Source organism: Mycobacterium sp. ML4, assembly GCF_054515735.1.
Map to the genome: position 1 here is coordinate 259915 of NZ_JBTNSY010000002.1, position 26214 is coordinate 286128.

The following is a 26214-nucleotide window of genomic DNA, read 5'->3' on the forward strand; positions in this document are numbered from 1 at the left end:
GCTGCGTGGCGTCCGAACCCATGTCAAACGGGTCAGTCGGGCCCACCGTCGACGGTGCCTACGCCGAGTTGCGCGCAAACACCGAAAACTTCCCCGAAAATCGAGTCGGGCACCGTGAACGCCTCGGTCGCCGACACCTCAGCCAGGTGGGCCGCGATGTCCTCGGCACCGGGTTCGCGGTCGGCGTCGGCGAGCCACCCCGCACCGAGCCCGCGGCCCGCGTCGCTGACGATCGCGACCTGGTTCTGGAAATCGATACTCACACCTGCCCGCTCTTGGTAAGGCGCGCACCGATTTCGGTGAAATATCGGTCCGGCCCGCCGCCGAAGGCGCTCCAGTTCAGCAAGCGCTTCAGGTAAAGGTGGGCGTCGTGCTCCCAGGTATAGCCGATCCCGCCGAACACTTGGATCGCCGTGTCACCGACGGAGGCCAACCGCCCGGCGAACGCCTTGGCCCGCATCGCGGCCAGGTGGCGTTCCCCGGGGTCGGCGTTGTCGGCTGCCCACAATGCGTGAATGACCCCGCTGCGGGCCAATTCGACCGTTTCGAGCATGTCGACGCAAAGATGTTGGATCGCTTGGAAAGAACCGATGGGCTGATCGAACTGCCTTCGCGTCTTGGCGTAGTCGACCGCCAGCTGCATGACGGCGCGGGCGGCGCCCAGCGCGTCGGCCGCCATGACGGTCAGTACCGCGTCGGCAACCGCCTGAATGGCTTCGGGCGACAACGCGGCCACACGTGTCGCGGGCACGTCGTCGAACCCGACCCGAAACTGTTTGCGGGTCTGGTCGATTCCACGTTCGGCCGTGACGGCGAGGCCGGCGGCATCGGGGCGAACCGCGAAAAGGCCGGTGCCCTCCCCGCCGTGGGCCAGCACAAGCAGAATATCGGCGGCCACCGCGTCGGGTACGGCGGCGAGTTCGCCCTTCAACACGGCAGGGCCGTTGCGCTCCAACGCGGAAACGCTTTCGAACACATCGAGTGTCGCGATGATGCGGCCGTCGGCGATGCCGGTCAGGATGTCGGCGGCCTGTTGCCCACCGGCCGAGCTCAGCATCCGCGTCGCCGCGACCGCCGTGGACAACCACGGCCCGGGATGCAGGGCAGCGCCCAACTCTTCGGCGACGATGCCGGCCTCGACCATTGTCAGGCCGGCGCCACCGCGTTCGGGCGCCACCAGCAGGCCGGTCGCACCGAGGTCGGCCAGACCCCGCCACACCTCCGGCGTGGTACCGGTCGGGTCGTCGAGCAGCAAGCGCACATGTCCCGAAATCGGTGCTCGCTCAGCAAGAAAACGCCGCACCGTGTCCCGCAGCGCGATGTGGTCGTCGTCCAGTTCGAGGTTCATTTGCGCGGCAACCCCAGCACCCGGGTAGCGGTGATGTTCTTGTTGATCTGCGTGGTGCCGCCGGCGATGGTCAGCGACCGCGACGTCAGCCGGTAATCACGCCAGCGGCTGTGCACGTCGCTTGTGCCGAGCACGTCGAACGCCAACGCGGCGAGATCCTGCCCGATCTCACCCCACACCGTCTTGGCCAGGCTTGCCGACGCATAAGGGTCGCCACCGTGCAACGTGGCGGAAATCGACCGCTGGCACAGCACTTCCAGATACTTGATGCGGACCGCGATCTCGCCGAGGCGGCGCAACACCACCGGATCCTCGAGCGCCCCGTCGACCGCCGCGAAGTCCGCGACCAACTCGTGCAACCGCACTTCCAGCTCGGCGTAGAGCCGGGCGGCTCCGGCGCGCTCGTGGCTCAGTGTCGTGGTGGCAACGTGCCAACCCCCATTGAGCGGGCCGAGCAGGGCATCGGCCGGCACGCGCACGTCGTGGAAGAACACCTCGGCGAAATCGGTGTCTCCGTTGAGGGTCACCAGTGGACGCGCCTCGATGCCCGGCAGGGTCATGTCGACGATCAGGCAGGAGATCCCCTTGTGCTTCGGGGCCCGCGGATCGGTGCGGACATACAGTTGGCACCACTTCGCCTTGTGCCCCAACGAAGTCCAGATCTTCTGGCCGGTGACGACGAAATCATCGCCATCTCGCACCGCCCTTGTGCGCAACGCGGCGAGATCGGATCCGGCCTCGGGCTCCGACATGCCCTGACACCAGATGTCGGCGGCACGCATCATTCGGGGGAGCAGCGTCGTCTTCTGCGACTCGGTGCCGTACTGCATGATCGCGGGCGCGATATTGTTCATGCCGATGACGTTGAGCGGCACCGGTGCCCGGGCGCGGGTGATCTCCTCGGTGTACACCAGTTGTTCGAGTACGGTGGCGCCGCGGCCGCCGTACTCGACGGGCCAGGACACCGCTGCCCAGCCGGCGTCGGCCATGGTCGCGTTCCACGCCCGCAGCTTGTCGAATGCGGCTTCGTCGCGGCCGGAAGGTCGCCGCGCGGCGATCAATTCGTCAGTCAGATTTGCCGACAGCCAGGCCCGCAACTCGGCGCGGAACCGCTCCACCTCGGCCGGGTATGAGAAGTCCACGTTCGCGTTCGAACCCCTGGTCTGAGTCTGATTGACTGCGCCTGAACCGGACTTTACGTTGGAACAGATATTTGGTCAATATCGGCCGGCGGTTCGGAGGTGGGCACGTGGCCGGGGACGACGCTCGCACCGACGGGCTCAGCGTGCTTGCCTCTGCGTGGGCGGGACGGACCGTCGCGGTGGCCCCGCTGCCACCGGGCGAGCCTGCCTGGACAGACGGCCACACGATCTACGTCGACGACGCTGCCGGTCCGAAAACCGAAGTGTTACAAGCGATAGCGGTGCAGGCGTCGCTGCTGGCGGCTGACAGCCTGGTCCCCGAGGTGCTGCGATCCTTGGTCCGTCATCCCCGGCTGGTCAGGCGATATCTGGCAATCGAGGGGCATCGCGCACTGGCCGGCAACGCCGGTGTGCTGCCGCGGGTGCTGCTCGGCCTCGGCGACAGTGACCTCGCGAGTCGCAGCGACTCACCGACCGCCTCGTTGTGTCTGGCCCACGGGCGCGCGAGAATCGACGACCCGGCACCGGTGTTCGGCGTGATTCGTCCGGCGAAGGTGCTGGCCGCGAGCCGCCGTGATGCCCGGCAACAGGCCGGCCCGCACCATGTCCCGCGAGGGCGGGGCGGGCAACTCGACGAACTCGAGGCAGGCCGGGACGACGATTCCGACGATCCGGACTTGTTCACCAGCCCGGTAGGCGGCGGCGGCTTCCTCGGCAACTGGGTGAAGAAGCTGCTCTCCCCGGTGCGCAAGACGGGCAGCGGCGGCGGACCACCCGGTGCCGACAGCCCAACGCACCGCACGAATTCGGGCGACCGCGGTCGGTACGCGGTGTCCTCGCCGGCGGCGCCGTCGAGCGAAGAGGGTCAACAGGCCCGGGCGGACGGGGTCCGGTACCCGGAATGGGACGTGACGCGCATGCGTTACCGGCCAGGCTGGTGCACCGTACGGGAGATCGAGCCGAAACTGGTTGCCCAGGCGACGGACGCCATCGACGACGCCATCGGCGTGCGGCGCCCGCTCGCGCGCTTGGGCATGGGGTTGCACCGCCGCCGCCGGCAGTCGCAGGGCGACGACATCGACATCGACGCTGCCGTGGAAGCGCGCGTCGGAGTGCTGGCCGGTGCGGTACCCGACGAGGCGGTGTACCTCGACAGCCTGCGCCGCCGGCGTGACCTGTCGGTGTTGCTCCTGCTCGATGTGTCGGGGTCGGCGGCCGAGCCGGGTACCGTTGGGCGGAGCGTACATGAACAGCAGCGCGCGGCCGTCGCCAATCTCACTGTGGCGCTGCATGATCTAGGTGACCGGGTGGCTCTTTACGCCTACTACTCGCAGGGCAGGGCAGCGGTGAGCGTGATTGCAGTCAAGCGCTTCGACGATCATCTCGACGCCCGGGTGATCAGGCGGCTGAACAGCCTGGAACCCGGCGCGTACTCGCGCCTGGGCGCCGCCATCCGGCACGGCTCGACGGTCCTGGAATCGCGGGGTGGAACCTCGCGCCGGTTGTTGGTGGTGCTGTCCGACGGCCTCGCCTACGACCACGGCTACGGGCGTGCTTACGGCGCCGCGGACGCGCGGCGCGCCCTGGCCGAGGCGCGGCGCCGCGGCACCGGTTGTGTGTGCCTGACCATCGGAGCCGGGACCGACGTGCAATCCTTGCGCCGCGTGTTCGGCAGCACCGCGCACGCGGTGATGGCACGCCCGGATCAACTCGCCGGTGTGATCGGGCCGCTGTTCCGGTCCGCGCTGCGCTCGGCGGAGGTTCGCCGTAAGCCGTCCGCGCCCTCGTCAGTCTTGTAAACAAACATCTGTTCAGGCTAGTCTCCGGGAAATCGGCAGAAGGGAAGTCATGGCCCACGAGACCGCGGTCGTTCACCAGGGCCATCCCGGGGCGGAACGGGTCCGGCCCTACTACCAGGCGGTCGGTAATGAAGAGGTCGTCTTCAAGGCTGCCTACCGGCAGAACCTGACGCTGCTGCTCAAAGGGCCGACCGGGTGCGGCAAGACCCGCTTCGTCGAGGCGATGGCCCATGACCTCGGCCGGCCGCTGATCACCGTCGCGTGCCACGACGATCTCACCACCGCCGACCTGGTCGGTCGCTATCTGTTGCAGGGCGACGAGACGGTGTGGGTGGATGGTCCGCTGACCAGAGCAGTGCGTGACGGCGCGATCTGCTACCTCGACGAAGTGGTGGAGGCCCGGCAGGACACCACCGTGGTGCTGCACCCGCTCGCCGACCACCGGCGCCAACTGCCCATCGAGCGCCTCGGCGTCACGCTGGACGCGGCACCGGGATTCGGCCTCGTGGTGTCGTACAACCCTGGATATCAGAGCGTCCTCAAGGACCTCAAGGATTCCACCCGCCAGCGCATGGTGGCCCTCGAATTCGGTTTTCCCCCGGCCGATATCGAACAGTCAATCGTCGCCCACGAGGCGGGCGTGGATCATGCGACGGCGGCTGAACTGGTCCGCTTCGGTCAGGCCATCCGCCGTTTGGAGACCGGCGGACTGCGTGAGGTCGCTTCGACCCGGGTACTCATCGCCGCGGGCCGGCTCGTCGCCGAGGGGCTGAGCATGGCAGAGGCGGCCCGTGCCGCGATCACCGGGCCGCTGACCGATGACGTGGCGGTGGGTAAGGCCCTGCGCGAGATGATCGAGGTGTATCTGGGCGAGGGCGGAGCCGGGAGATGATTGACGCTGATGGGCACTGGGGCTACCGTCCGAACAAATATTAGGTTTTCTTGGTTCCTACCGGGAAGCGGTGAGTTGGGGAGGCCGGATGTCCTACGAGAGCAGCGCAGAGCCGATCAAGGTCGGTTACCTGATGGACTTCACGCTGCCGCCGGGGTTCCCCGAGGAGATGCTGGCGGACTTCACTCGCTGCTTCGATCTGGTATTCGCCGACGCTGTGGAGAGCGGGCTGCTGGACCGGCCGGTGCAGATGATCTACCGGGAAGTCGAGGGCCTGCCCAAAGGGTCGGTGAAGGCGGTGATCGATGCGTTCGGCGAACTCGTCGACCAAGGATGCCTGGTGGTGTTCGGGCCGCACATCACCGACAACTGCGTTCCCACCCGGGAGGCGATCGAAGAACGGTTCAAGGTTCCGGCCATCAGCGTCACAGGCACCGACGACTGGTTGGGTGAATGGACGTTCGCGTTCCCGCAGGGGTCGATGACCGACGAGCCGATCTTCATCGCGGACCTGGTTGCCAAGCGCGGGTTCACCCAGATCGGTGTGCTGGTCGAGCAGAACCTCATCGGTGAGAGCTATCTGAAGAACCTGCGAAGCGCGGTTCGGCGCAAGGGCATTCGGATCGTCGCCGAGGCACCGATCGCGCAGACCGCCCAGGACATCACTGACGCCGTACGCACCCTGCACGATGCGAAGGCCGAGGCGGTCGTCCATCTCGGCTTCGGGTTCGGGATCGTCTTCATCAACCCGGCGTTGCAGGCCGTCGACTGGGATCCGCCGAGATTCACCACCACGGCCTTCCAGAACGCGTGGGTGAACCCGATCATGTGGAACGCGTTCATGGGTTGGATCGGGGTCGACCAGTACGACGAGTCGAATCAGGTTGGCCAGGACTTCCTGGACCGCTACGCGCAGAAGTACAACGGCCGCCGCCCCGAATACTGCGTGCCGCCGGTCAACCGCGACGTCGCAGCGACATTGGTGCGGGCGTTCTCCGACGCCCACCCACTGAGTCCACGGGGCGTCAAGGAGGCGCTCGAGCGGGTGAAGATGATGCCGGCCGCAGTCGGGGCGCCGGGCACCCGGGTGTCGTTGGGCAAGTGGACCCGGCGCGCCTGGATGGGGGCGGGATATCTGGTGGCGCGCACCCTCGATGCCGACGGCGTCAACTCGCACCTGGTGGATCGCTTCGGAGAGGACGGCTGAGCACATGGCCGCGCCGTTGAGAACTGCCGAACCCGCTGCGGCCGGTGGGAGCGGGAAACCCAACTGGGGCAGGTGGATCGCCGGCGCCGCGCTCGCCGCGTTCGCGCTCGTCTTCATCGCGAACTGCCGCACCGCGCTCGATCCTCGAGTGGCGAATCCGAACGTGCAAGGGCGGCCGCGGCCCGTCCGGTTCGCCTTCGGCCTGGACTACATCACCTTCCTCGAGATCTCCACCATCGTCATGCTGATCGTGCTGTTGGTGGTGTTCATCCGCGGCTGGCGGCGCAACCCGGGTAGTCCGGTCATGTTGATGTTCCTGTGCACCACGCTGATCGTCTGGCAGGACCCGATCATGAACTGGGCACCGTTCGCGGTCTACAACCCCGACCTCACGCACTGGCCGGAGTCGTGGCCACTGGTCTCCCTGTCGCCCACCGTCGAGCCGTTCGTCGTATTCGGTTATGTCACTTTCTATTTCGGCCCGTACTTCCCGGCCATCGCGATCCTGCGCAAATGGCAGGCCAAGAAGGGGCCGGAGCATTTCGTGTCGCGGCACCCGTTGATCAGCCTGGGCCTGCTGACCTGTGGGATCGGCTTCGTCTTCGACGCATTCCTGGAAATCCAGCTCGTCCACATGGGCATGTACATCTACTCGCAAGTGATTCCCTGGGGTTCGGTGTTCACCGGGACCACCTTCCAGTTTCCGCTGATCTGGGAGTCCTTCTCGGTGACGTTCGTGATGGTGCCGGCGGCGATCCTGTGTTACCGCGACGACACCGGCAGATCGGTAGCAGAGAAACTCGCCGCAAAGGCCAAGCTCTTTCCCGGCCGCCCGGTACTGGGCACGTTCGTGGTGATGTTCGCCATCATCAACGTGTCCTACTTCGCCTATGGCGCCTGGTTCGCCGTCATCAAGGCGACCAAAGCGGCGACCTCTGTCGCCTGCCCGTGGCCCTATCCGGAGGCGAAAGTCTATGACCCACAGGGTTTCTACGAGCGAGCTGGTGCTCGGGGGCCGTACTCGGTCGGCATCTGGTCGACTTGGCTGAGCGGAATGCCCGACGGCCGGCCGCACGTCGACCCACCGGTGCCGGGCCAGGGAGCCTGCGCGAGCAATGGCTGATCCGCGTTCGGTGGTCATCACCGGTGCCTCGCGCGGCTTGGGATTCGCCTCGGCTGTGCGAATGTGCCGCGAAGGGTGGCGGGTGGTCGCGGCCATGCGCAGCCCGGCGCAAGCACTCCCGTCCCTGCAGCGCGCCGCCGGCGGCGACGAGGCGCGATTGGTCCCCGTGCAGCTCGACCTCACCGATGCCGCGTCCATCTCGGCGGCGGCCAGGTCGATCGAAGAATCCGTCGGCACACCCTACGCAGTGGTGCACAACGCCGGCATCTCCGCCGCGGGAGTGGTGGAAGAGACGGATACGGCGTTGTGGCACAACATGTTCACCACTAGCGTCCTGGGCCCCGTCATGCTCACCCAAGCGTTGCTGCCGTCGATGCGGGCCGCGGGCCAGGGGCGCATCGTCCTGGTATCCAGCGCGGCCGGGGTGCGGGGTCAACCGGCCACCGCGCCGTACTCGGCCGCCAAGGGCGCCCTGGAACGTTGGGGTGAGTCGATGGCATGCGAGATCGCGCCGTTCGGTCTCGGTGTCACCGTGTTGGTGGCCGGCACCTACGACACCGACATCATCACCGATGCCGGCACCACCGACAGCCGCGATTTCGACGGTCCCTACGCCTGTTTGCACCGGACCATGGACACCCGGGGACGGCTGGCGATGAAACTCGCCCGGCCACCCGAGCGGTTCACCGACGGACTGGTCAAAGCACTCGGCGACACCAAGCCTTTCCGACGCCGCGGGGTGGGGCCGGATGCCTCAATGCTGCTTGCGCTCAACAGGATTCTTCCCGCCGCGGCTATGCACCAGCTTTCTCGGCTGGTGCTCGGCATACCGAGGCAGGGCGCCTTGCGGACCGACTGAAGGAGCAGTGATGGAACAGCTATTCGACGATCTGGAAGACTTCGGCGCTTTCGACGATGCAATCTCCGGCGACATCCGCGATCCCTACACCGAGTTGGCGCGGTTGCGACGCGAGCAACCGGTCCAGCGGCTTGAGACATCGGGGGCTCTCCCGCACGAGGAATCATTGCCGATGTTCATCGTTTATCGCCACGAGGACATCCAGCTGATGCTGCGGGATGACCAGACATTCTCCTCGTCAGCGGTCATCGCCGCGTTCGGACCGGTGTTGGGCGAACGCGTCATGCTCGGCATGGACGAACCGGTGCACGGCCGGCTGCGGTCGCTGGTGTCGAAAGCCTTCTCGCAGAAGTCATTGGCGCGGTGGCAGGACGAACTGGTCGCGAGGGTGGCCAACGGCCTGATCGACAACTTTGCGCCCAATGGCTGGGCGGATCTGGTCAAGGAGTTCACCTTCGACTACCCGAGCCAGATCATCGCCGGCCTGCTCGGACTGCCGGAGCAGGACTACCCACAATTCCAGCGTTGGTCGATCTCGCTGCTGAGTTGGCTGATGAACCCCGAACGAGGACTCGCCGCGGCAGCGGCGCTGTGTGACTACTTCGCACCCATCCTCGAAGCTCGGCGTGCCGAGCCGAAAGACGATCTGATCAGCGCACTGGCCGCGGCGGAGATCGACGGTCAGCAGCTCGCGGACGAAGAGATCTTCTCCTTCCTGCGCTTACTGCTGCCTGCCGGAGTGGAGACCACGTACCGGGCTCTGGGCAACCTGCTGTTGGCGCTCCTGTCCGATCCGGTGCAACTGGACGCGATCCGTGCGGATCGTTCGCTGCTGCCCCAGGCGATCGAGGAGGGCGTGCGCTGGGAGGCGCCGCTGCTCACCATCACGCGGGTGGCCACATGCGACACCGAACTCGGCGGAGTGGCGATCCCGGCCGGGGCCACCGTGATGCCGATGCTGGGCTCGGCGAACCGGCAGGAAGATCGCTATCCCGACCCGGACAGGTTCGACATCCACCGGCAGGCACGGGCGCACCTGGGCTGGGGGCACGGCGTCCACGTCTGCCTCGGCATGCACCTGGCCCGGCTGGAAATGCGCACCGCGATCAACCTGCTGCTGGACCGGCTGCCGAACCTGCGACTGGATCCCGACGCCGACGACCCGCACATCCGGGGACAGGTCTTCCGGTCGCCGACGTCGGTCCCGGTGCTGTTCGACCCCCGGTAAGTCACTGGGTGCCTTTCCGGTAAGGCTCACCGTAGAGTTACTGTCTAACGGGTGGCCGTTTACGTCCCGGCGCTCTCACCAGCGCCTTGTCAAAAGAGAGCTGAACAAGTATGGCTGACACTGTAAAGGTCCGGTTCGAGCCCAAGATGATGATCGACGGCAAGCTCGTCGACGGCCGGGCCGGCACCTTCACCAACATCAACCCGGCCACCGAGGAGTCACTCGGCGAGGTCGCCGACGCCTCCAAGGAGGACATGCACCGAGCCATCGACGCGGCTCGGCGCGCCTTCGACGAGACGGACTGGTCCACCAATCGCGAGTTGCGCAAGCGCTGCCTGCTGCAGCTGCACGACGCGATCGAAGAGGAGAAGGAGGAGCTGCGCGAGGAGCTCATCCTCGAAGTCGGGTCGCCCCGGGCCATCACCTTCGGCCCGCAGCTCGATGCGCCGTTGGCCGACGGCTTGAAGTACCCGGCCCGGCTGATCGACGAATATGCCTGGGAGACCGATCTCGGCGACCGGGTGATCAGCCTGACCGGTGCCAACACGTCGGTCAAGGTGTGGCGGGAGCCGGTCGGTGTGGTCGGCGCGATCGTCCCGTGGAACTTTCCGTTCGAGGTCACTCTGAACAAGCTCGGCCAGGCACTGGGCACCGGCAACACCGTCGTGCTCAAGCCGGCGCCCAACACCCCGTTCAATGCCACCCGGCTGGGCCGGCTGATCGCGGAGAAAACCGACATCCCGGCCGGCGTCGTCAATGTCGTTACCGCGTCAGATCACTTTGTAGGCGAAGAACTTACGTTGTCGCCCAAGGTCGATCTGATCTCGTTCACCGGATCGACGGTGGTGGGTAAACGGATCATGGAAAAGGGCGCGGCGACCATGAAGCGGCTGTTCCTCGAACTCGGCGGCAAGTCGGCCACCATCGTCCTCGAGGATGCCGATTTCGGGTTGGCCTGCGCGATCGGCATCGCACCATGTATGCATGCCGGCCAGGGCTGCGCGAACCCGACGCGGATGCTGCTGCCGAGGTCTCGTTACGACGAGGGCGTGGCGATCCTCAAGAGCATCTACGAGAACGTCACGTGCGGTGACCCGCAGGATCCCGGAACCCTTTGCGGCCCGGTGATTTCCGAGCGCCAGCGCGAGCGCGTCACGGGTTACATCCGCAAGGGTGTCGAAGAGGGTGCCACCGCCCTGGTCGGCGGACCCGACGCGCCCACCGGCTTCGACAAGGGATTCTTCGTGCGCCCAACGCTTTTCGTTGACGTCGACAATTCCATGACCATCGCCCAGGAGGAGATCTTCGGCCCGGTGTTGTCGGTCATCCCGTTCGACGACGAGCAAGACGCCATCCGGATCGCCAACGACAGCGTGTACGGCCTGGCGGGCAATGTGATGTCGGGTTCGCTGGAGCACTCGCTGGCGGTGGCGCGACGCATCAAAGCAGGTTTCATCGGCGTCAACGGCGGCGCCCCGTACGGCGCTGACACGCCGTTCGGTGGCTACAAGCAAAGCGGAGTCGGACGCCAGAACGGCATCGCCGGATTCGACCAGTACACCGAAATCAAATCGGTGGGCTACCCGGTCCAATAATTCTGCGGGCGAGGGTCGCCAGAGGATCACGGCGTTAGTCGTTGCGAGAGTCGGACGCACAGAAGGCGAGTCCCAACATCATCCTGCTCGGGTGATATCGCAGTGCGTTACGTGGGCCACCGGGCCATATGCGGACGGCGGCGGTTCCTCGGCAAAGTTGCGGAATCGGATGACACCCAATGCACTTCGTGTAAAGATTTTCGCAGTCGGGCCGCAGTTCGGTCGACCCGCGTCTTCTTCTCCCCGCCGGAGGTACCGCATGTCGTCGGTGATCGCGCTGCCGGAGGCGCTGGCAAATGCGGCGTCGGATCTGACCACGCTCGGTTCGACGCTCCGGGCGGCTGACGAAACCGCGGCACAGCCGACGGCGGCGTTGTTAGCCGCCGCCGAGGACGAGGTGTCGGCAGCCATTGCCGCGCTGTTCTCGGCACACGGCCAGACCTATCAGGCGGTCAGTTCACAAGCGTCGGCCTTCCACGCCCGATTTGTGCAAGCGTTCACGGCGGCTGCCGGATCCTATGCGCTGGCGGAAGGGAATTCGGCCGCTTCGCTGACTAATCCGCTGTCAAGCATTCAACAAAACCTGCTGAACGCCCTCAACGGTCCTGTCCAAGCGCTGACCGGGCGTCCCCTGATCGGCAACGGTGCCAGCGGCGCTCCCGGCGCCGGGCGAGACGGGGCGCCGGGAGGGTGGTTGCTCGGTGACGGCGGGGCCGGTGGCTCCGGGGCCGCGGGCCAGAAAGGCGGCAACGGCGGGGCCGCCGGACTATGGGGCAATGGCGGCACGGGCGGTGCCGGGGGTGCCTTGAACGGCTCAGGTACCGGCGGAGCTGGCGGGGCCGGGGGGACGGGCGGGTGGCTGTTCGGCAATGGCGGGGCCGGCGGTGTCGGAGGGTTGGGTGGAACGAACGCGAATGGTGGGGCCGGTGGCGCCGGTGGCGCAGGCGGGCTGTTTGGGGCTGGTGGCGATGGCGGTGCTGGTGGATTCGGTGCCGTTGGGACCGGTGGCGGTGTCGGTGGGGCTGGCGGGGCCGGGGGCCTCCTGAGTGGACTGGTTGGTCCCGGTGGCGGGGCCGGCGGCACCGGCGGGTCGAGCGGAGGCGCTGGACCCGGCGGGGCGGGAGGAGCCGGCGGCAACGCCGGATGGCTGTTCGGCAATGGCGGGCCCGGCGGCGCCGGCGGGTCCAACCAAAGCAGCGTATTCCCGGCCGGGGTCGGTGGCCACGGTGGTAACGCCGGGCTGTTGGTCGGTAACGGCGGTCCCGGTGGTCATGGCGGATCCAGCCAGTCCGGCACGGGCGCCGCCGGTGGGGCTGGTGGCCAGGGCGGTCTCATCGGCTGGGGCGGGGCTGGCGGCAGCGGCGGCTCCGGGGGAGGGGTTGCCGGCGGAGCCGGGGGGTTAGGCGGTGACGCCGGTCTCATTGGCTGGGGCGGGTCTGGTGGGGCTGGCGGAGTTGGCAACACGGGCATCGGTGGGCTGGGTGGGGCAGGCGGTCGTGGCGGAATACTGTTGGGCAACGGCGGGGCGGGCGGTGCCGGCGGTTCGAGCATCGGCGGCGCTGGTGGCGTCGGCGGGACCGGCGGCGCTGGGGTGGGGATCGGCAACGGTGGCAACGGCGGCAACGGGGGGCCGGGTGCGACGCAAGGGAGCACTGGCGTCGGCGGGATCGGCGGCATGCTGTTGGGTCGTGACGGGTTCAACGCCCCCGAAAGCAGCTCGGCCTTCCATGTGTTGCAGCAACGAATCCTTGAAGCCGTCAACGCGCCCATCCAGGGAGTTACCGGGCGGCCGCTGATCGCCAACGGCGCGCCGGGGCTGGCGGGTACGGGACAACATGGTTCGCCGGGTGGGTGGTTGCTCGGTGACGGAGGGGCCGGCGGATCCGCGGTAGCGGGTGCGCTCGGCGGAACCGGGGGAGCCGCTGGGCTGATGGGCGCTGGCGGCTCAGGCGGAGCAGGCGGGAGCTCGGCGGCGGGAGACGCGGGGACTGGTGGGGTGGGCGGGACGGGAGGCTGGATTCTCGGCAACGGTGGAACAGGCGGCAACGGTGGCATCGCCGTTGTCGGCGGCAGTCGTGGCGGGGGCGGCGGGGCCGGCGGGGCGGGCGGGTTGTTGGGCGGAGGCGGTGACGGCGGGCTAGGCGGAGCCGCCTCGTCCGTGGTCGGCGGTGCCGGTGGTGCCGGTGGTGTCGGCGGCACCGGGGGACTGCTTGGCGGGTTGGTCGCTGCCGGCGGAGGGAACGGCGGCGGCGGCGGTCTGGGCGCCAGTGCAGGAGGTAACGGTGGGGCCGGTGGGGCGGCTGGCATGCTCGGCGGTCCTGGCGGGGCCGGCGGAGGCGGCGGTTGGAGCGCCGTCGCAGGCGGGGCTGGGGGACCAGGGGGCAGCGGCGGGTCTTTGTTCGGCAGTGGCGGGCATGGCGGTGACGGTGGATTTGGCAGCTCAGCCGGCGGTGCGGGAGGCAACGGCGGCAATGCTGGGCTGCTGGCGTCCGGCGGCGGACCCGGTGGTTCCGGCGGGCCCGCATCGATGACCGGTGGTGCCGGCGGCAATGGCGGCAGCGCAACTCTGGTCGGTCATGGCGGTATTGGCGGCATCGGCGGTAGCGGGATTTCTATCGTAGGCGGGGCGGGCGGCAGTGGCGGCCGGGCCGGGCCGCTGCTCGGGATCGGCGGGGCCGGTGGCGCAGGGGGGGCGGCCGCTTTCGGCTCATCGACCGGAGGCGCTGGTGGGCCGGGCGGTGACGCGGCGCTATTCGGCAACGGCGGCAATGGCGGCAACGGTGGAACCGGCCCAAACCCAGGCGCCGGTGGTGCCGGCGGGAATCCCGGTCTGCTGCTCGGCCTGAACGGGCTTGCCGGGTCGCCGTAACCAGCGGCCGGAGCTCCGCCGACACCCGAGCGGCTCGGAGTGCGTTCGCGACGCTGCAGCAGCAGTTGGCAGAAGTGTCTCGATTTCACCCGCGCCGTTCGTCCTTTTATTGAGATTCCGGAAACGCCCGGATCATGATCGGTACAGGAGGACACCATGCCGCAATACGCCGCACTCACCTACACCAGGGACGTCGACTGGTCGGCTCCGGAACAGGCCGCAGAGATGGCCGAATACATGAAGTTCGGGCAAGACCACGCCGCCGCGATCAAGGGCGGCCAGGCGCTCTACCCGACCGGAACCGCAACGACCGTTCGGGTGACCGGCGCTCGCGGCGGCGACGTCGTCACCAGTGACGGCCCGTACGCCGAGACCAAGGAAGCGTTGACCGGGTTCTACCTGATCGAGGCCGCCGACCTGGACGAGGCGCTGCGCATCGCGGCCGACATCCCGGCCGCCTGGGACGGCGCGGTCGAAGTGCGTCCCGTCATCGAATTCGGCGGCTGACTGCCCCGGTCGGTTGATGGACACCGACGCCGCGCTGGCCGAAACCGTCCGGATGGAGGGATCGCGCATCCTGGCGACCCTCATCCGGACGGTCGGCTCGCTACCCATCGCCGAGGACGCGGTGCAGGAAGCGGCACTGCGCGCACTGCGGGACTGGCCACGCACCGGCGTGCCGGATGAACCTCGTGCCTGGTTGACGGTGACCGCGCGCCGGGTCGCCATCGACCTGCTGCGCCGCGAAGGCGCTCGGGCGCAGAAGGAGCGTGCCGGCATGGAACTCGCTGTTCCAGATTTTCCGCCCGACAGCGTGGTGGCCGACGACCGGCTGCGGCTGATCTTCACCTGCTGCCATCCGGCGCTCGGTTTGGAGGCGCAGGTGAGCCTCGCCCTGCGCACGCTGTGTGGCCTGTCGCCGGCCCAGATCGCGGCGGTATTGCTGACCAGCGAGGCCGCCGTCGCCAAGCGCCTGACCCGAACCCGCAAAAAGATTGCCGCGGCGGCGATTCCGTACCGGGTGCCGGCCGACGACGAGTTGCCCGCGCGCCTGGCAGCGGTATGCGCGGTACTGCATACGTCCTATACGATCGCGCACACCGCGGCCGGCGGTGACCGGCTGACCGACGTGGACGGGACCCGCGAGGCGCTGCGACTGGCCCGCATCGTTCATGAGCTGATGCCCGACGAACCCGCGCCGATGGCCGTCCTGGCGTTGCAACTGCTGACCGAATCCCGGCGGGCCGCGCGTGTGGACGAGGCGGGGGAGCCGATCCCGCTGTCTCATCAGGATCGCTCACTGTGGGACACCGCTGCGATCACCGAAGCGCTTGGGCTGCTGGACGATTCGTTGCGTCGCACCGGGGGAGTCGCCGATCCCTATCAGCTGCAGGCCGCGATCGCCGCAGAGCACGCCCGGGCCGCGTCGTATGAGTCCACCGACTGGGCCGAGATCGTCCGGCTCTACGACCTGCTGTTGTCGGTCCGGGCAAGTGGTCCGGCGGCTTTGGCAAGGGCGGTCGCCGTCGCCGAACGCGACGGACCGGCAGCGGGATTGGCGGCGCTGGAGCAGCTGGAGCCCGACCAGCGCTGGTACGCCGTGCGCGGTGAATTGCTTTCCCGGGAAGGGAGATTCGCCGATGCGGTGGAGGCGACGCGGGCGTCGCTCACCGAGGCGGTCGCCGCGCCCGAGCGCCGGTATCGCCAGCGGCGGATCACCGAGTGGGCAGTGCGACAAGTTGAGGAGTAATGGTGGCGACGTCTTCGCGTGTCGATGTGGTGAGCGAGGTCGTAATCGCCCGGCCCCGCGGTGAAGTCGCCGCATATGCCGCGGATCCGGACAACGCTACGGCGTGGTATGCCAATATCAAGTCAGTGCGCTGGAAAACGCCCAAGCCGATGGCGGTCGGCTCTCGATTCGCTTTCGTGGCAAAGTTCATGGGACGTGCCATGAGTTACACCTATGAGGTGGCAGAGTTCGATGCCGGTGCCCGGCTCGTCATGCGCACGTCCGAGGGGCCGTTCCCGATGGAGACGACTTACCTCTGGGAAGACAACGCACCCGGCACCACGAGGATGACGCTACGCAACCGGGGCAACCCGTCCGGGTTCTTCGGAGTCGCGGCCCCGGTGATCACGCGCGCAATGCGGCGGGCCAACGCCCAGGATCTGGTTCGCCTGAAGGCAGTTCTCGAGACCGCCGGCCCCTCGCGGTGACCGGGGGCCGCGCAGCCGACCGGAGTTGGACTGCGCTGCATCAGGTCCGGCGGATGTTGAGCCAATCACTGACAGCTCTGATCACTGGCCGCGACGAGCCCTGCTGCGCTGGGCGATGCGCGTAATCACCGAGGGGCCCTGCCCGCGTGGGGATTGCCGCGCGGCGGCCAGCAGGATGTCGACGGATTCGACGATGCCGGAAGCGATGACATCGACACGGGGCACATGGTCCGGACACACGCACACGCCGAGGTCCACGGCGTTGTCATGACTGGCCATAGTGATGCTCAATCCGCAGCGATCCACGAGCGGCGTCACGGTGTGCATGCCGACGACCTTGGCCCCACCGCAATAGCACGCCGCGGACGACCAAGGGACATAGGAGATGGTGCCATGGCAGGCTGGCTCGGTTCGTCGCCGACACGGCAGTCGGGTCGCGAGCGCCAGGCCCGCATGCACGACCCTGGGCGAAAGCAGCGAAGCGACGGGTGAGAAATCCACCGTCAGGCGGCTCGTGGCGGCTTGTCGCGGCGAGAGGCCCAAACCGTTGGCGGCCGCGTGCATGTCGAGCAGGACCTGGACGGGATCGTCGACATGCACCGGCAGGTTGATTTGTGTTGATGCCAACGGGATGGAATCAGCGTGCGAGTCATCGTCGAGCAGTGATCGCGGCACCTGCATCACCAGCGGGTAGTCGGGAATGACGTCGTGATGTCGCAGCCAGGTACGCAGGCTCAGCGTGCATGCCGCTAACGCAGCATTGGTGACGGTGCCGCCGAACGCGTAGGCGATTGCCCTCAAGTGAGACAGCCGGATTGAGCCGAAGGCTACTGCACGACGTGACGTCGGCTGCGCGTTGAACACCGTGGGCGGGACAGGCGCGTCCCGGGGATACGTCTCTTGTCCCAAACCGCGTCCCACCGTGGCGCGAAGCCGCCGGCCCGCAGCGTCCAGCGCCGCGGGCACCGCCGCCGCGACGAGGCCCGCGCTCGCCACCGAGTTCTCCAACAGCTCGAACACCGCCTCGAGAACGGGATTGCTGGCAGCGGGCGTGGCGCCCGATACCGGCTCAGCCGCCATCACGTCGGCCACGTCGACGCGTGGATCGGGCGTCACCAGCTGCGCCCACACTGTCTGGATACCCTCGGGGAGTTCCTCGGTGACCGAGGTCGACGTCCTTATCGCCAACGCCCACCGACCGCCTTCCAAACCCTCGATGCTCCACGCGTCCCACAGCGGCCGGTGGCGATCCAGGCTCGCTGTGGCCAGCTGACCAACCAGCGCGGTGAACTCGCGCTCGTCATGTGGAGCGGGAACAGCGGTCGAGTGAATCTGGGGCGCCGGGTCATAGTCGTCGATCTCGGCCCACACCGGCCGGCCCAAGCCCAGCGGCTTGGCGACCAGCCGGCTTCGGAAGCGTGGAATATTCGGCAGCGACGTCGCCAACAGCTTGCCCAAGAGTTGGTGGCTGAGCCCGTCGGAGCCCTCGATTATGATCACCGCGACGTGGTGTGCGGATCCTCCCGGGCCTCTGGAGTGCCGCCACACCCAGTCCCATCCCGGCAACCTATTTTGCATCAGCGCCCCCCATCGATGCGCGATTTGGCGCCGCCCACTCCGCGTCATACCCCTTCTCCTGGGGCTGAAAACTGCCTTGCCACCGCGCGTTTCGTCCGGCGGGTTGACCTTGGCCTTCCCGAGCCCGAAGTTCAGCGGAATTGTGGTACGTCACGCCACGCGCAGCAGCCAGCCGTGGCGGGGCGGTTCGCGCACCACCCCGCCCCGCGCCCTCCCAACCGGATGGTTGACAATCGAGCTAACTACCCATTGTCAAAGGAGACATCTCATGGCTGAAGCCGTCATCGTCGAGGCAGTGCGTTCCCCGATCGGCAAGCGCAACGGAGGACTGTCCGGGGTGCACCCGGCGGAGTTGTCTGCGCAGGTCCTCAACGGTCTGGTCACCAAGGCCGGCATCGACCCGGAGCTGGTCGACGACGTCATCTGGGGCTGTGTCATGCAAGCCGGCGAGCAGGCGCTCGACATCGGCCGCACCGCGCTGCTGACCGCCGGTTGGCCCGAAACGGTGCCCGGCGTGACCGTCGACCGCCAGTGCGGGTCGAGCCAGCAGTCGGTGCACTTCGCCGCCGCCGGCGTGGTGGCAGGCCACTATGACGTGGTGGTCGCCGGTGGTGTGGAATCGATGTCGCGGACCCCGATGGGCGCATCGCTGGCCAACGGCGGGCGTCCGTACCCGGAAGGCTTCCTGAGCCGCTACGACGGCAAGATCCCCAATCAGGGCATCGGCGCGGAGATGATCGCCGAGCAATGGGGCCTCTCCCGCCTCACCCTCGACCAGTTTTCCCTGGACTCGCACGAAAAGGCCGCTGCCGCACAGGATTCCGGCGCCTTCGATGACCAGATCGTAGGCATCAACGACTCCGACGGCAACGTCCTTTTGAAGGACGAGGGCATCCGCCGCGGCACCCCGATGGAGAAGATGGCCTCGCTGAAGCCGGCATTCAAAGAGGACGGCGTGATCCACGCCGGCAACTCCTCGCAGATCTCCGACGGCTCGGCCGCGCTGCTATTCATGTCGGCTGAAAAGGCCAAGGAACTGGGCATGAAGCCGATCGCCAAGGTGCACACCGCAACGCTGGCCGGGGCCGACCCGGTCATCATGCTGACCGCACCCATCCCGGCGACCCAGAAGGTGCTCAAGCGGTCCGGCCTGTCCATCGGTGACATCGGCGCCTACGAGGTCAACGAGGCGTTCGCGCCGGTTCCGCTGGCCTGGCTCAAGGACATCGGCGCCGACGAGACGAAGCTCAACCCCAACGGCGGGGCGATCGCACTCGGCCACCCACTCGGCGGTTCCGGCGCCCGCATCATGACCACGCTGCTGTACCACATGCGGGACAACGGAATTCAGTACGGGCTGCAGACCATGTGCGAGGGCGGTGGACAGGCCAACGCGACCATCCTGGAGCTGTTGTGACGGACGTTCCCGGCGCCCTGGTGGAGCGCCGCGGCAATGTCATGGTCATCACCATCAACCGGCCGGAGGCCCGCAACGCGGTCAACGGCGCGGTGAGCATCGGGGTCGGAAACGCGCTGGAGGAAGCGCAGCAGGATCCCGAGGTGCGGGCGGTCGTGATCACCGGTGCGGGCGACAAGTCGTTCTGCGCCGGTGCTGACCTCAAGGCGATCTCCCGGCGGGAGAACATCTACCACCCGGATCGGCCGGAGTGGGGATTCGCCGGTTACGTGCACCACTTCATCGACAAGCCCACCATTGCGGCGGTCAACGGGACCGCGCTCGGCGGCGGCACCGAGTTGGCGCTGGCCAGTGACCTGGTGGTCGCACACGAACGTGCCCAGTTCGGCCTGCCGGAGGTCAAGCGCGGACTGATCGCCGCCGCCGGTGGCGTGTTCCGGATCATGGATCAGCTGCCGCACAAGGTGGCGATGGAGTTGCTGCTGACCGGTGAGCCGCTGACCGCATCGGATGCCTGCGAGTGGGGCCTGATCAATCAGGTGGTAGCAGAGGGGTCGGTGCTGGACGCCGCTCTCGGCCTGGCCGCTCGGGTGACCGTGAATGCGCCGCTGTCGGTACAGGCCAGCAAGCGCATCGCCTACGGCGTCGACGAGGGCGTGATCACCGCCGAGGAAGTGGGCTGGGATCGCACGATGCGGGAGATGCGGTCGTTGATCAGGTCCGAGGATGCGCGCGAGGGACCGCTGGCGTTCGCCGAGAAGCGCGAACCGGTCTGGAAGGCGCGCTAGCCCCCGAACCCCCGCGAGCAGACGCGAAATCGCACGATTTGATACCAAATCGTGCGATTTCGCGTCTGCTCGCCCAGCTGGTCAGGAGGCCAGCACGTTGACGCCCCACTGGAACAACGGCGGTATCGCCGCGCAGGCCGGCACAATGGCACGCCGGGCTACGCGCGGCGTGCTGGCCAGCACCAGCCCCCGGGTGAGTAACCGGTAATCGCGGGTCACTCGGTGCCACGCCCGCTCATAAGACTGCGGCGTGTCGCTGACCAGGGCGCCGACGGCCACGGCGGCCTGCTTGACGGCCAGGCTGATGCCCTCACCGGTCAGCGCGTCTTCGTAGCCCGCCGCGTCGCCGACCAGCAGCACCCGCCCGGCCACGCGGCGGGAAACCACTTGCCGCAGCGGGCCACACCCGCGCGCCCGGCTGCGCTCGGCGCCATCCAATTGCCTTGCCAGCCAAGGAAACCAGCTGATTTCGGGGCGCTGTCGCGACAGAATGGCCACACCCACCAGATCCGGTTCCACCGGTGTCACGTACGCCTCGCCCCACCGCGACCAATGCACTTCGACGAACTCCGACCAGGCCGGCACCCGATAGTGCCAGCGCAATCCGTGGCGACGCGGAGTGCCGCGCGTCGCCGCGATTCCGACGGCGCGGCGCACCGCGGAATGCAATCCGTCGGCGCCCACCAGCCATCTCGTCCGGAGCCCCGCCGCCGACACGCCGTGCGCATCCTGCTCGATAGAGGTCACCTTCGTCCGAATCCATTCGGTGTCTTGCTCTTTGGCCCTCGCCTCCAATGCCGCGTGCAAGGTGGTACGCCGTACACCGCGGCCCGGGCCGGTTTTGAAAAGAGCCTCGGCCCGGCGATGCTCACTGGCGTAAGCGATTCCGCGGAACGGCATACCGGCCGGATCGACGCCGAGTGACGTCAGCTCCGACAGTCCGCCCGGCATCAGCCCTTCCCCGCACGCCTTGTCGATCGGGCCTTCCCGCGGCTCGGCCACGATGACCGAAAGCCCATGCCTGCGTGCTTGTAACGCGGTAGCCAGGCCGCCCGGTCCGCCTCCGACCACCAGCACGTCAGCATCGAAGTCCGTCATGCGTAGCCCAACACCGAGTTCTCGACCCGCAACCGGACGGTCAGCAGTACGGCATTGGCCAGCGTGAAGATCACCGCGGTCAACCAAGCCGTGTGCACCATCGGCAAGGCGAAGCCTTCGGCAACCACCGCAACATAATTCGGGTGATGCATGAATCGGTAAGGCCCCCGCTTCACCAGCGGTCTGTGCGGCAGCACGATCACCCGTGTGTTCCACCGCTTACCCAACGATGTTATGCACCACCAGCGCAGGCCCTGGCACAGCGCCACGACGACCACCATCGACCAGCCCAGCCACGGGATGAACGGTCGGTGCAGTGCCCATGGTTCGATAAGACACCCCACCAGCAGGGCGGTGTGCAGAAATACCATGACGACATAGTGGGGACGGCCGAACTCCTTGCCGCCCTGGGTAAAAGACCACTTCGCGTTGCGCCGCGAAACTACCAGCTCGGCGAGGCGTTCCAGCACGACCGCCAGGATCAACAGGTAATACATGGCTTCCCCACTTGCGGCGCCTCCAAGACAACCGGGGCGTTCGTGCGGCACGCCGGATTGCTCACGCAGAGTCTGCCCACAGACCCATTAACGTTACCGCCGCCGCGTTCGTTCGAATCGCGCCGGGCGCCCGGGTGCACCGGCAAAGCATGTTTTGTCCGGCGCGCGTAAAGCCGCACGACGTCAGACCGGGATTGACGCACGCGTGGCCCGGCGTGGGTTCGGTGGTGTTCAACGGTTCCGGTGACAGCCGTACCAATTCTATGATGTCGCTCACATGTCGGGCGACGGAAGGGTGGTGGGTGATGTCGTCTCTGCTGGTGGTGCCGCAGTGGGTGGCGGGTGCGGCGGGGCAGTGGTCGGGGGTGGGTATGGCGGTCGGTCGGTGAGGCGGGGGCGGCGGCGGGGGCTACCCAGGGTGTAGTGGCCGCGGCTGCCGATGAGGTGTCGGCGGCGGTGGCCGCGGTGTTCAGCGAGTTCGGGGTGCAATATGAGGCAGCGGCGGGGCAGGCGGCGGCGTTTCATGCCCAATTGGTGGTGTCGTTGCAGGCGGCGGCGGGCTCCTACGGGGCGGCTGAGGCGCTCAACGCGCGGTGGCGGGTGCGGCCGCCAATCCGATCGAGCTGTTTTTGTCGCGGCCGTTGATCGGCAACGGGGCGGACGCGACGACGCCGGGTGGGCGGGGTGGGGATGGGGGCTGGTTGTTCGGCAACGGCGGCGCGGGTGCGGCGGGGGCGGCGGGGCAGGCCGGCGGGGGCGGCGGGTCGGCGGGGTTGTGGGGTGTCGGTGGGGCCGGCGGGTCTGGGGGTGCGGCGGTGGCCGGTGTCGGTGGGACCGGTGGGGCCGGCGGTGCGCGCGGGTTGGTGTGGGGTGGCGGCGGCGCCAGCGGTGGGGGCGGGGGTGGGCACGGCGGTAAGAGCCGCGGCTGAGGCGGGGCCGTGCGCGTTGGCGGCCGGGCGGCCTGCGAGGGCGATTCCGGCCCGCTGGCGACACCATGCCGCCCTGCGGCTGCACCACGGCGCATTGGGGGCCCACTGCGGTGTAGCGCGCCAGCAAGAACGCCCAGTCCCGGCCGGCCCCAACGCCGGCGCACCCGAAGACGCTCTCGACACCGCTTGTGGTCTCTACCTCGGCGGACCAACCGCCCGGATCTGACCCTCGACGAACTGATGTACGGCACCTGCAATGCACGCCTGACCTAGGCAGATTTGCCATGATTGAGGTTGGGGTACCTAACGGGCAGCAGCTGAGGTCGCAGGACTTCGAACATCGACAGTTAGGTTGGAAATATGCGGATTCTGGTGACGGGCGCCACTGGTTATGTGGGTTCACGCCTGGTCGCGGCGCTGTTGGCGGACGACCATACAGTGGTCGCAGCCAGCCGAAACCCCGGCGTCCTCAAGCGCTTTGGCTGGTCGGACGAGGTGACGCCAGTCAAGCTGGACGCGGCGGACCCGGCCTCGGCGCGTGCGGCCTTCGCATCCGCGGGTCCCATCGATGTGGTGTACTACCTCGTGCACGGGATCGGCCAGGCCAACTTCCGCGAAGCCGACAACGCCGCGGCTGCCAACGTCGCGAACGCGGCACGCGACGCCGGCGTGCGCCGCATCGTCTACCTGGGCGGGTTCGTACCCGACGATGAAGCGCTGTCCGAACACCTGACCAGCCGGGCCGAGGTGGCCGAGTCTTTGGTGGTCGAAAACGGTCCGGAGCTGGTGTGGCTGGGCGCGGCGCTGATCATCGGAGCGGGGTCGACGTCGTTCGAGATCTTGCGTTACGTCGGCGACCGGTTCCCGTTCATGCCGATGCCGAGCTGGATGCACAACCCCCTCGACCCGATCTCCATCCGCGATGTCCTGCACTACCTGGTGGCTGCGGCCGACCCTGGCCAGGTTCCCGCCGGCGCCTACGACATCAGTGGACCCGAGACCACGTCGTATAGGGACCTCCTCAAGCGATACGCGCAGATCTCCGGCCGGTGGCACGCCGCATGCCGAGTGCCCGGTATCGACACCTCGATGGCGTCGCTGTTCGCCGCGATCGCGCTACCGGTTCCCAAGGGGCTGGCCGGAGACCTGGTGGAGTCGCTCGACCATCCGATGCGGGCCTCCGGCTGCGGCTTGCAGAACAAGGTGCCCGCCCCGCTCGGCGGGCTGATGGGCATTGACGAGGCGATCTCGCTGGCCCTGTCCGGCCACACAGACCATCCACCGCGGCCGGTCAGCGCGCTTGCCGACCCCCACCACCTCGCCGACACCGATCCGACGTGGGCCGGCGGTGACGCGCTGCGCATTCGGCGCCTGGCCCGGACCGTCACCCCGCCCATCGTGCGGCCCACCCTGCGGCTGGTTAACATCGTCCCCGGCCCCCTTGCCGGTGCGCTGCGTACCAGCTTGGACATCCTGCTCACGCTGACACCGAGGATTCGCACGGCATGACCCAGACCGCAACTCCCAACCGCACGAGCGCGATTCAAGAGATTCGCCGCGCGCTCAGCAACGTCGCGGTGCCGCATCATGAACCGCCCAGGGTGGTGTTGCGCCGGCGCATCGTCGTGTCGGTCACGCTGGTGCTCGGCGCCGCGATACTGGGTATCTCGCTACGGACCCGCCCCGGTGAGGCCAGCTTCTACTGGCTGACCCTCGCGCTGGCCGCCGTCTGGTTGCTGGGTGCGCTTGCGTCCGGCCCTCTGCATCTGGGTGGGATCTGCTGGCGGGGACGCAATCAACGCCCCGTCATCACCGGCACAACGATCGGTCTGCTACTCGGCGCCATCTTCCTGGTCGGCGGCTTGATCGTTCGCGAGATTCAACCGATCGACTCCTGGATCACCCGCGTGCTGCAATACGCACACCAGGGATCGTTCCTGCTCATCGTGCTGATCACGGTGGTAAACGGGGTCACCGAGGAGGTGTTTTTCCGCGGTGCCCTCTACACCGCACTCGGACGGCACCATCCGGTGGTCATCTCGACCGTCTTGTATGTCGCTGCGACCATGGCCAGCGGCAACCCGATGCTGGGATTCGCCGGAGTGATCCTGGGTACCGTGAACGCGCTGACCCGGCGCGCCACCGGCGGCGTGCTGGCTCCGATGCTGACCCATTTCGTGTGGGGCCTGATCATGGTGCTGGCATTGCCGTCGATGTTCGGCGTCTCGTAGCTAGTGGCCGGCGACAACCTCGCGCGCCAGCTTTCGAAGCCCCGCGGTGTGCAGCGGCCGGAACACGAACCAGTACAACCGGCCCGGGATGCCGCGGGGGTAGAAGATCGCCCGTTGGGTGTACTGGCCCGGCGCGGTGGTGACCTCCAGCCACGCTTGGCCCGGGGCGCGGACTTCCGCCCGCAGTCGCAGCTTCTCGCCCGGTTCGCTGGCCGTGACGCTCCATCGGGTGGCCGAAGTGCGCCGCCGTGGCCCCAACGGGAACGAGTACCAGCGGCCGCTGTTGGCGGCGTTCTCCGCCGCCTTCCACAGGTCGCCGGGAGCGGCGGAGGTCACGGCGGTCTGCGCGTCGTCGAAGATGATCTCGCCGGCCCAGTCCGGGTCACTCGGCAACAGCTCGGCCGGCTCCTGCAGTGAGTCCCAGGTCGGATCGGGCAAGCCTGCGAACGCGCGCGTGAGTGCCACGGCGACTGCGCGACGGTACCCGGTCAATCCGCCCGGAGGCCGCTCGATGATCGAATCGATGTCGGAGTTGTGCATCACCGCGTCGCACTCCAGCGATTCGATCAGCGGGCGCGCCAACCCGGGCGGGATCGGCGTTACGGTGCCCACCCACAGGCTGGCAATCGTCGGTGTCAGGAAAGGCAGCACTATCAGGTAGCGCTTGTGCAAGCGCGCTACCGCGGCGTAGATCCGCATCATGTCGCCGTATTCCAAGACATCGGGGCCGCCGATGTCCCACGTCCGCGAGCACGGCACCGGTGCCGTCGCCGCCGCCACGAGGTAGTACAGCACGTCGCGCACGGCGATCGGCTGGATCTTGTTGTGCACCCATTTCGGGGTGGTCATGACCGGCAGGCGGTCGGTCAGGTGCCGGATCATCTCGAACGACGCACTGCCGGCGCCGACGACCACGCCTGCCTGCAGCACCACGGTCTCGATCCCGGATTCGATCAGATGATCGCCGACCGCCTTGCGCGACCGCAGGTGCGGGGAAAGCTCTTTGTCCTCGGGATGCAGGCCACTCAGGTACACGATCCGGCGCACCCCGGCCTCGCGGGCGGCGTTCACGACGTTGCGTGCCGCGCGTTCTTCCTCGGCGGCAAAGTCTTTTGACCCGCCGCCCATGGAGTGCACCAGGTAGTAGACGACATCGATGCCGTCGAAGGCGTTCCGCAAAGACTCGACGTCGCCCAGGTCCCCGCGTGCCACTTCGACATTCGGGCGCCACGGCACTCCGTCCAACTTGCCGGGGTTGCGTGCGAGCGCCCGCACGCGGTGTCCTTCGTCCAACAGGCGCGGCACCAGACGCGCGCCGATGTAACCGGTAGCTCCGGTCACCAAGCAATGGATTCGTTCAGCCGCCACAGGACTCCATTCGTTCACGTGCACCAATT

At 67.8% G+C, this 26214-nt stretch carries 23 protein-coding genes and 1 pseudogene; 17 read left to right on the plus strand and 7 right to left on the minus strand.

What is annotated here, in order from left to right; all coding sequences use genetic code 11:
- Window positions 1–32: 32 nt before the first annotated feature.
- The 3 genes from ACX9NE_RS03225 to ACX9NE_RS03235 are packed head-to-tail and all read right to left on the minus strand — an operon-like array spanning window position 33 to window position 2490.
- The gene (locus tag ACX9NE_RS03225; protein WP_459359833.1) at window positions 33–263 is read right to left on the minus strand and encodes a hypothetical protein; all 231 of its coding nucleotides are present in this window, start codon (window positions 261–263) and stop codon (window positions 33–35) included.
- Window positions 260–1348: an acyl-CoA dehydrogenase family protein gene (locus ACX9NE_RS03230; protein ID WP_459359832.1), complete on the minus strand. Its 1089-nt coding sequence runs from the start codon at window positions 1346–1348 to the stop codon at window positions 260–262. The genes ACX9NE_RS03225 and ACX9NE_RS03230 overlap by 4 nt, the downstream gene beginning before the upstream one ends.
- Complete coding sequence (locus tag ACX9NE_RS03235) at window positions 1345–2490, minus strand: acyl-CoA dehydrogenase family protein (protein ID WP_459359831.1); 1146 nt, start codon at window positions 2488–2490, stop codon at window positions 1345–1347. Before ACX9NE_RS03235 ends, ACX9NE_RS03230 begins: the two co-directional genes overlap by 4 nt.
- A 107-nt stretch (window positions 2491–2597) precedes the next feature.
- Between ACX9NE_RS03235 and ACX9NE_RS03240 the strand changes: the two genes are divergently transcribed.
- From ACX9NE_RS03240 to ACX9NE_RS03290, 11 genes and pseudogenes are all read left to right on the plus strand, one after another.
- Window positions 2598–4289: a VWA domain-containing protein gene (locus tag ACX9NE_RS03240; RefSeq protein WP_459359830.1), complete on the plus strand. Its 1692-nt coding sequence runs from the start codon at window positions 2598–2600 to the stop codon at window positions 4287–4289.
- Window positions 4290–4338: 49 nt separating this feature from the next.
- Entirely contained in the window at window positions 4339–5181 is an 843-nt protein-coding gene (locus ACX9NE_RS03245; RefSeq protein ID WP_459359829.1) for an AAA family ATPase, read from the plus strand.
- Window positions 5182–5269: 88 nt separating this feature from the next.
- On the plus strand, window positions 5270–6388 hold the full coding sequence (locus ACX9NE_RS03250; RefSeq protein WP_459359828.1) for an ABC transporter substrate-binding protein: 1119 nt from the start codon (window positions 5270–5272) through the stop codon (window positions 6386–6388).
- A gap of 4 nt (window positions 6389–6392) precedes the next feature.
- Window positions 6393–7511, plus strand: coding sequence for a spirocyclase AveC family protein (locus ACX9NE_RS03255; RefSeq protein WP_459359827.1), 1119 nt, complete (start codon window positions 6393–6395; stop codon window positions 7509–7511).
- A pseudogene (locus tag ACX9NE_RS03260) lies at window positions 7504–8361 on the plus strand (SDR family oxidoreductase); the annotation flags it as partial. The gene ACX9NE_RS03255 and the pseudogene ACX9NE_RS03260, both read left to right, overlap by 8 nt.
- 19 nt (window positions 8362–8380) lie before the next feature.
- The gene (locus ACX9NE_RS03265; protein WP_459359826.1) at window positions 8381–9598 is read left to right on the plus strand and encodes a cytochrome P450; all 1218 of its coding nucleotides are present in this window, start codon (window positions 8381–8383) and stop codon (window positions 9596–9598) included.
- A 110-nt stretch (window positions 9599–9708) separates the two neighbouring features.
- Window positions 9709–11193, plus strand: a complete 1485-nt coding sequence (locus ACX9NE_RS03270; protein WP_459359825.1) for an aldehyde dehydrogenase family protein — start codon at window positions 9709–9711, stop codon at window positions 11191–11193.
- A gap of 259 nt (window positions 11194–11452) precedes the next feature.
- The gene (locus ACX9NE_RS03275) at window positions 11453–14062 is read left to right on the plus strand and encodes a PE family protein (RefSeq protein ID WP_459359824.1); all 2610 of its coding nucleotides are present in this window, start codon (window positions 11453–11455) and stop codon (window positions 14060–14062) included.
- Window positions 14063–14218: 156 nt separating this feature from the next.
- Window positions 14219–14569 (plus strand): YciI family protein, encoded by a 351-nt coding sequence (locus tag ACX9NE_RS03280; protein ID WP_459359823.1) that lies wholly within the window; start codon window positions 14219–14221, stop codon window positions 14567–14569.
- A 16-nt stretch (window positions 14570–14585) separates the two neighbouring features.
- Window positions 14586–15812 (plus strand): RNA polymerase sigma factor, encoded by a 1227-nt coding sequence (locus ACX9NE_RS03285; RefSeq protein ID WP_459359822.1) that lies wholly within the window; start codon window positions 14586–14588, stop codon window positions 15810–15812.
- On the plus strand, window positions 15812–16279 hold the full coding sequence (locus ACX9NE_RS03290; RefSeq protein WP_459359821.1) for an SRPBCC family protein: 468 nt from the start codon (window positions 15812–15814) through the stop codon (window positions 16277–16279). The genes ACX9NE_RS03285 and ACX9NE_RS03290 overlap by 1 nt, the downstream gene beginning before the upstream one ends.
- A gap of 81 nt (window positions 16280–16360) precedes the next feature.
- Here ACX9NE_RS03290 and ACX9NE_RS03295 read toward each other — a convergent pair whose 3' ends face one another.
- A complete protein-coding gene (locus ACX9NE_RS03295; protein ID WP_459359820.1) occupies window positions 16361–17779 on the minus strand; it encodes a wax ester/triacylglycerol synthase domain-containing protein in 1419 nt (472 codons plus the stop codon).
- 346 nt (window positions 17780–18125) lie between these two features.
- Here ACX9NE_RS03295 and ACX9NE_RS03300 point away from each other — a divergent pair, with 346 nt between their 5' ends.
- Together ACX9NE_RS03300 and ACX9NE_RS03305 are read left to right on the plus strand one after the other, a co-directional pair.
- Window positions 18126–19274 (plus strand): thiolase family protein, encoded by a 1149-nt coding sequence (locus ACX9NE_RS03300; RefSeq protein WP_459359819.1) that lies wholly within the window; start codon window positions 18126–18128, stop codon window positions 19272–19274.
- A complete protein-coding gene (locus tag ACX9NE_RS03305; RefSeq protein WP_459359818.1) occupies window positions 19271–20062 on the plus strand; it encodes a crotonase/enoyl-CoA hydratase family protein in 792 nt (263 codons plus the stop codon). Before ACX9NE_RS03300 ends, ACX9NE_RS03305 begins: the two co-directional genes overlap by 4 nt.
- 81 nt (window positions 20063–20143) lie before the next feature.
- Here ACX9NE_RS03305 and ACX9NE_RS03310 read toward each other — a convergent pair whose 3' ends face one another.
- Together ACX9NE_RS03310 and ACX9NE_RS03315 are read right to left on the minus strand one after the other, a co-directional pair.
- Window positions 20144–21160, minus strand: a complete 1017-nt coding sequence (locus ACX9NE_RS03310) for an NAD(P)/FAD-dependent oxidoreductase (RefSeq protein ID WP_459359817.1) — start codon at window positions 21158–21160, stop codon at window positions 20144–20146.
- The gene (locus ACX9NE_RS03315) at window positions 21157–21657 is read right to left on the minus strand and encodes an isoprenylcysteine carboxyl methyltransferase family protein (protein WP_459360056.1); all 501 of its coding nucleotides are present in this window, start codon (window positions 21655–21657) and stop codon (window positions 21157–21159) included. The genes ACX9NE_RS03310 and ACX9NE_RS03315 overlap by 4 nt, the downstream gene beginning before the upstream one ends.
- A 423-nt stretch (window positions 21658–22080) precedes the next feature.
- Here ACX9NE_RS03315 and ACX9NE_RS03320 point away from each other — a divergent pair, with 423 nt between their 5' ends.
- From ACX9NE_RS03320 to ACX9NE_RS03335, 4 genes are all read left to right on the plus strand, one after another.
- A complete protein-coding gene (locus ACX9NE_RS03320) occupies window positions 22081–22302 on the plus strand; it encodes a PE domain-containing protein (protein WP_459359816.1) in 222 nt (73 codons plus the stop codon).
- On the plus strand, window positions 22251–22586 hold the full coding sequence (locus tag ACX9NE_RS03325) for a PGRS repeat-containing protein (protein ID WP_459359815.1): 336 nt from the start codon (window positions 22251–22253) through the stop codon (window positions 22584–22586). Before ACX9NE_RS03320 ends, ACX9NE_RS03325 begins: the two co-directional genes overlap by 52 nt.
- Before the next feature lie 360 nt (window positions 22587–22946).
- Window positions 22947–24095, plus strand: a complete 1149-nt coding sequence (locus tag ACX9NE_RS03330) for an NAD(P)H-binding protein (RefSeq protein ID WP_459359814.1) — start codon at window positions 22947–22949, stop codon at window positions 24093–24095.
- Window positions 24092–24817, plus strand: coding sequence for a CPBP family intramembrane glutamic endopeptidase (locus tag ACX9NE_RS03335; RefSeq protein WP_459359813.1), 726 nt, complete (start codon window positions 24092–24094; stop codon window positions 24815–24817). The genes ACX9NE_RS03330 and ACX9NE_RS03335 overlap by 4 nt, the downstream gene beginning before the upstream one ends.
- On the opposite strand, the gene ACX9NE_RS03340 is transcribed toward ACX9NE_RS03335, so the two are convergent.
- Window positions 24818–26185 carry a DUF2867 domain-containing protein gene (locus ACX9NE_RS03340; RefSeq protein ID WP_459359812.1) on the minus strand — a complete coding sequence of 456 codons (1368 nt, stop codon included), beginning with the start codon at window positions 26183–26185 and terminating at the stop codon, window positions 24818–24820.
- Window positions 26186–26214: the final 29 nt, after the last annotated feature.

What these genes read in the sequence shown, in the direction of transcription:
- ACX9NE_RS03230 (WP_459359832.1), bottom strand. Translation starts at nt 1,348, where the DNA reads ATGAACCTCGAACTGGACGACGACCACATCGCGCTGCGGGACACGGTG.
- ACX9NE_RS03245 (WP_459359829.1), top strand. Translation starts at nt 4,339, where the DNA reads ATGGCCCACGAGACCGCGGTCGTTCACCAGGGCCATCCCGGGGCGGAA.
- ACX9NE_RS03250 (WP_459359828.1), top strand. Translation starts at nt 5,270, where the DNA reads ATGTCCTACGAGAGCAGCGCAGAGCCGATCAAGGTCGGTTACCTGATG.
- ACX9NE_RS03255 (WP_459359827.1), top strand. Translation starts at nt 6,393, where the DNA reads ATGGCCGCGCCGTTGAGAACTGCCGAACCCGCTGCGGCCGGTGGGAGC.
- ACX9NE_RS03265 (WP_459359826.1), top strand. Translation starts at nt 8,381, where the DNA reads ATGGAACAGCTATTCGACGATCTGGAAGACTTCGGCGCTTTCGACGAT.
- ACX9NE_RS03270 (WP_459359825.1), top strand. Translation starts at nt 9,709, where the DNA reads ATGGCTGACACTGTAAAGGTCCGGTTCGAGCCCAAGATGATGATCGAC.
- ACX9NE_RS03275 (WP_459359824.1), top strand. Translation starts at nt 11,453, where the DNA reads ATGTCGTCGGTGATCGCGCTGCCGGAGGCGCTGGCAAATGCGGCGTCG.
- ACX9NE_RS03280 (WP_459359823.1), top strand. Translation starts at nt 14,219, where the DNA reads ATGCCGCAATACGCCGCACTCACCTACACCAGGGACGTCGACTGGTCG.
- ACX9NE_RS03285 (WP_459359822.1), top strand. Translation starts at nt 14,586, where the DNA reads ATGGACACCGACGCCGCGCTGGCCGAAACCGTCCGGATGGAGGGATCG.
- ACX9NE_RS03290 (WP_459359821.1), top strand. Translation starts at nt 15,812, where the DNA reads ATGGTGGCGACGTCTTCGCGTGTCGATGTGGTGAGCGAGGTCGTAATC.
- ACX9NE_RS03300 (WP_459359819.1), top strand. Translation starts at nt 18,126, where the DNA reads ATGGCTGAAGCCGTCATCGTCGAGGCAGTGCGTTCCCCGATCGGCAAG.
- ACX9NE_RS03310 (WP_459359817.1), bottom strand. Translation starts at nt 21,160, where the DNA reads ATGACGGACTTCGATGCTGACGTGCTGGTGGTCGGAGGCGGACCGGGC.
- ACX9NE_RS03315 (WP_459360056.1), bottom strand. Translation starts at nt 21,657, where the DNA reads ATGTATTACCTGTTGATCCTGGCGGTCGTGCTGGAACGCCTCGCCGAG.
- ACX9NE_RS03330 (WP_459359814.1), top strand. Translation starts at nt 22,947, where the DNA reads ATGCGGATTCTGGTGACGGGCGCCACTGGTTATGTGGGTTCACGCCTG.
- ACX9NE_RS03335 (WP_459359813.1), top strand. Translation starts at nt 24,092, where the DNA reads ATGACCCAGACCGCAACTCCCAACCGCACGAGCGCGATTCAAGAGATT.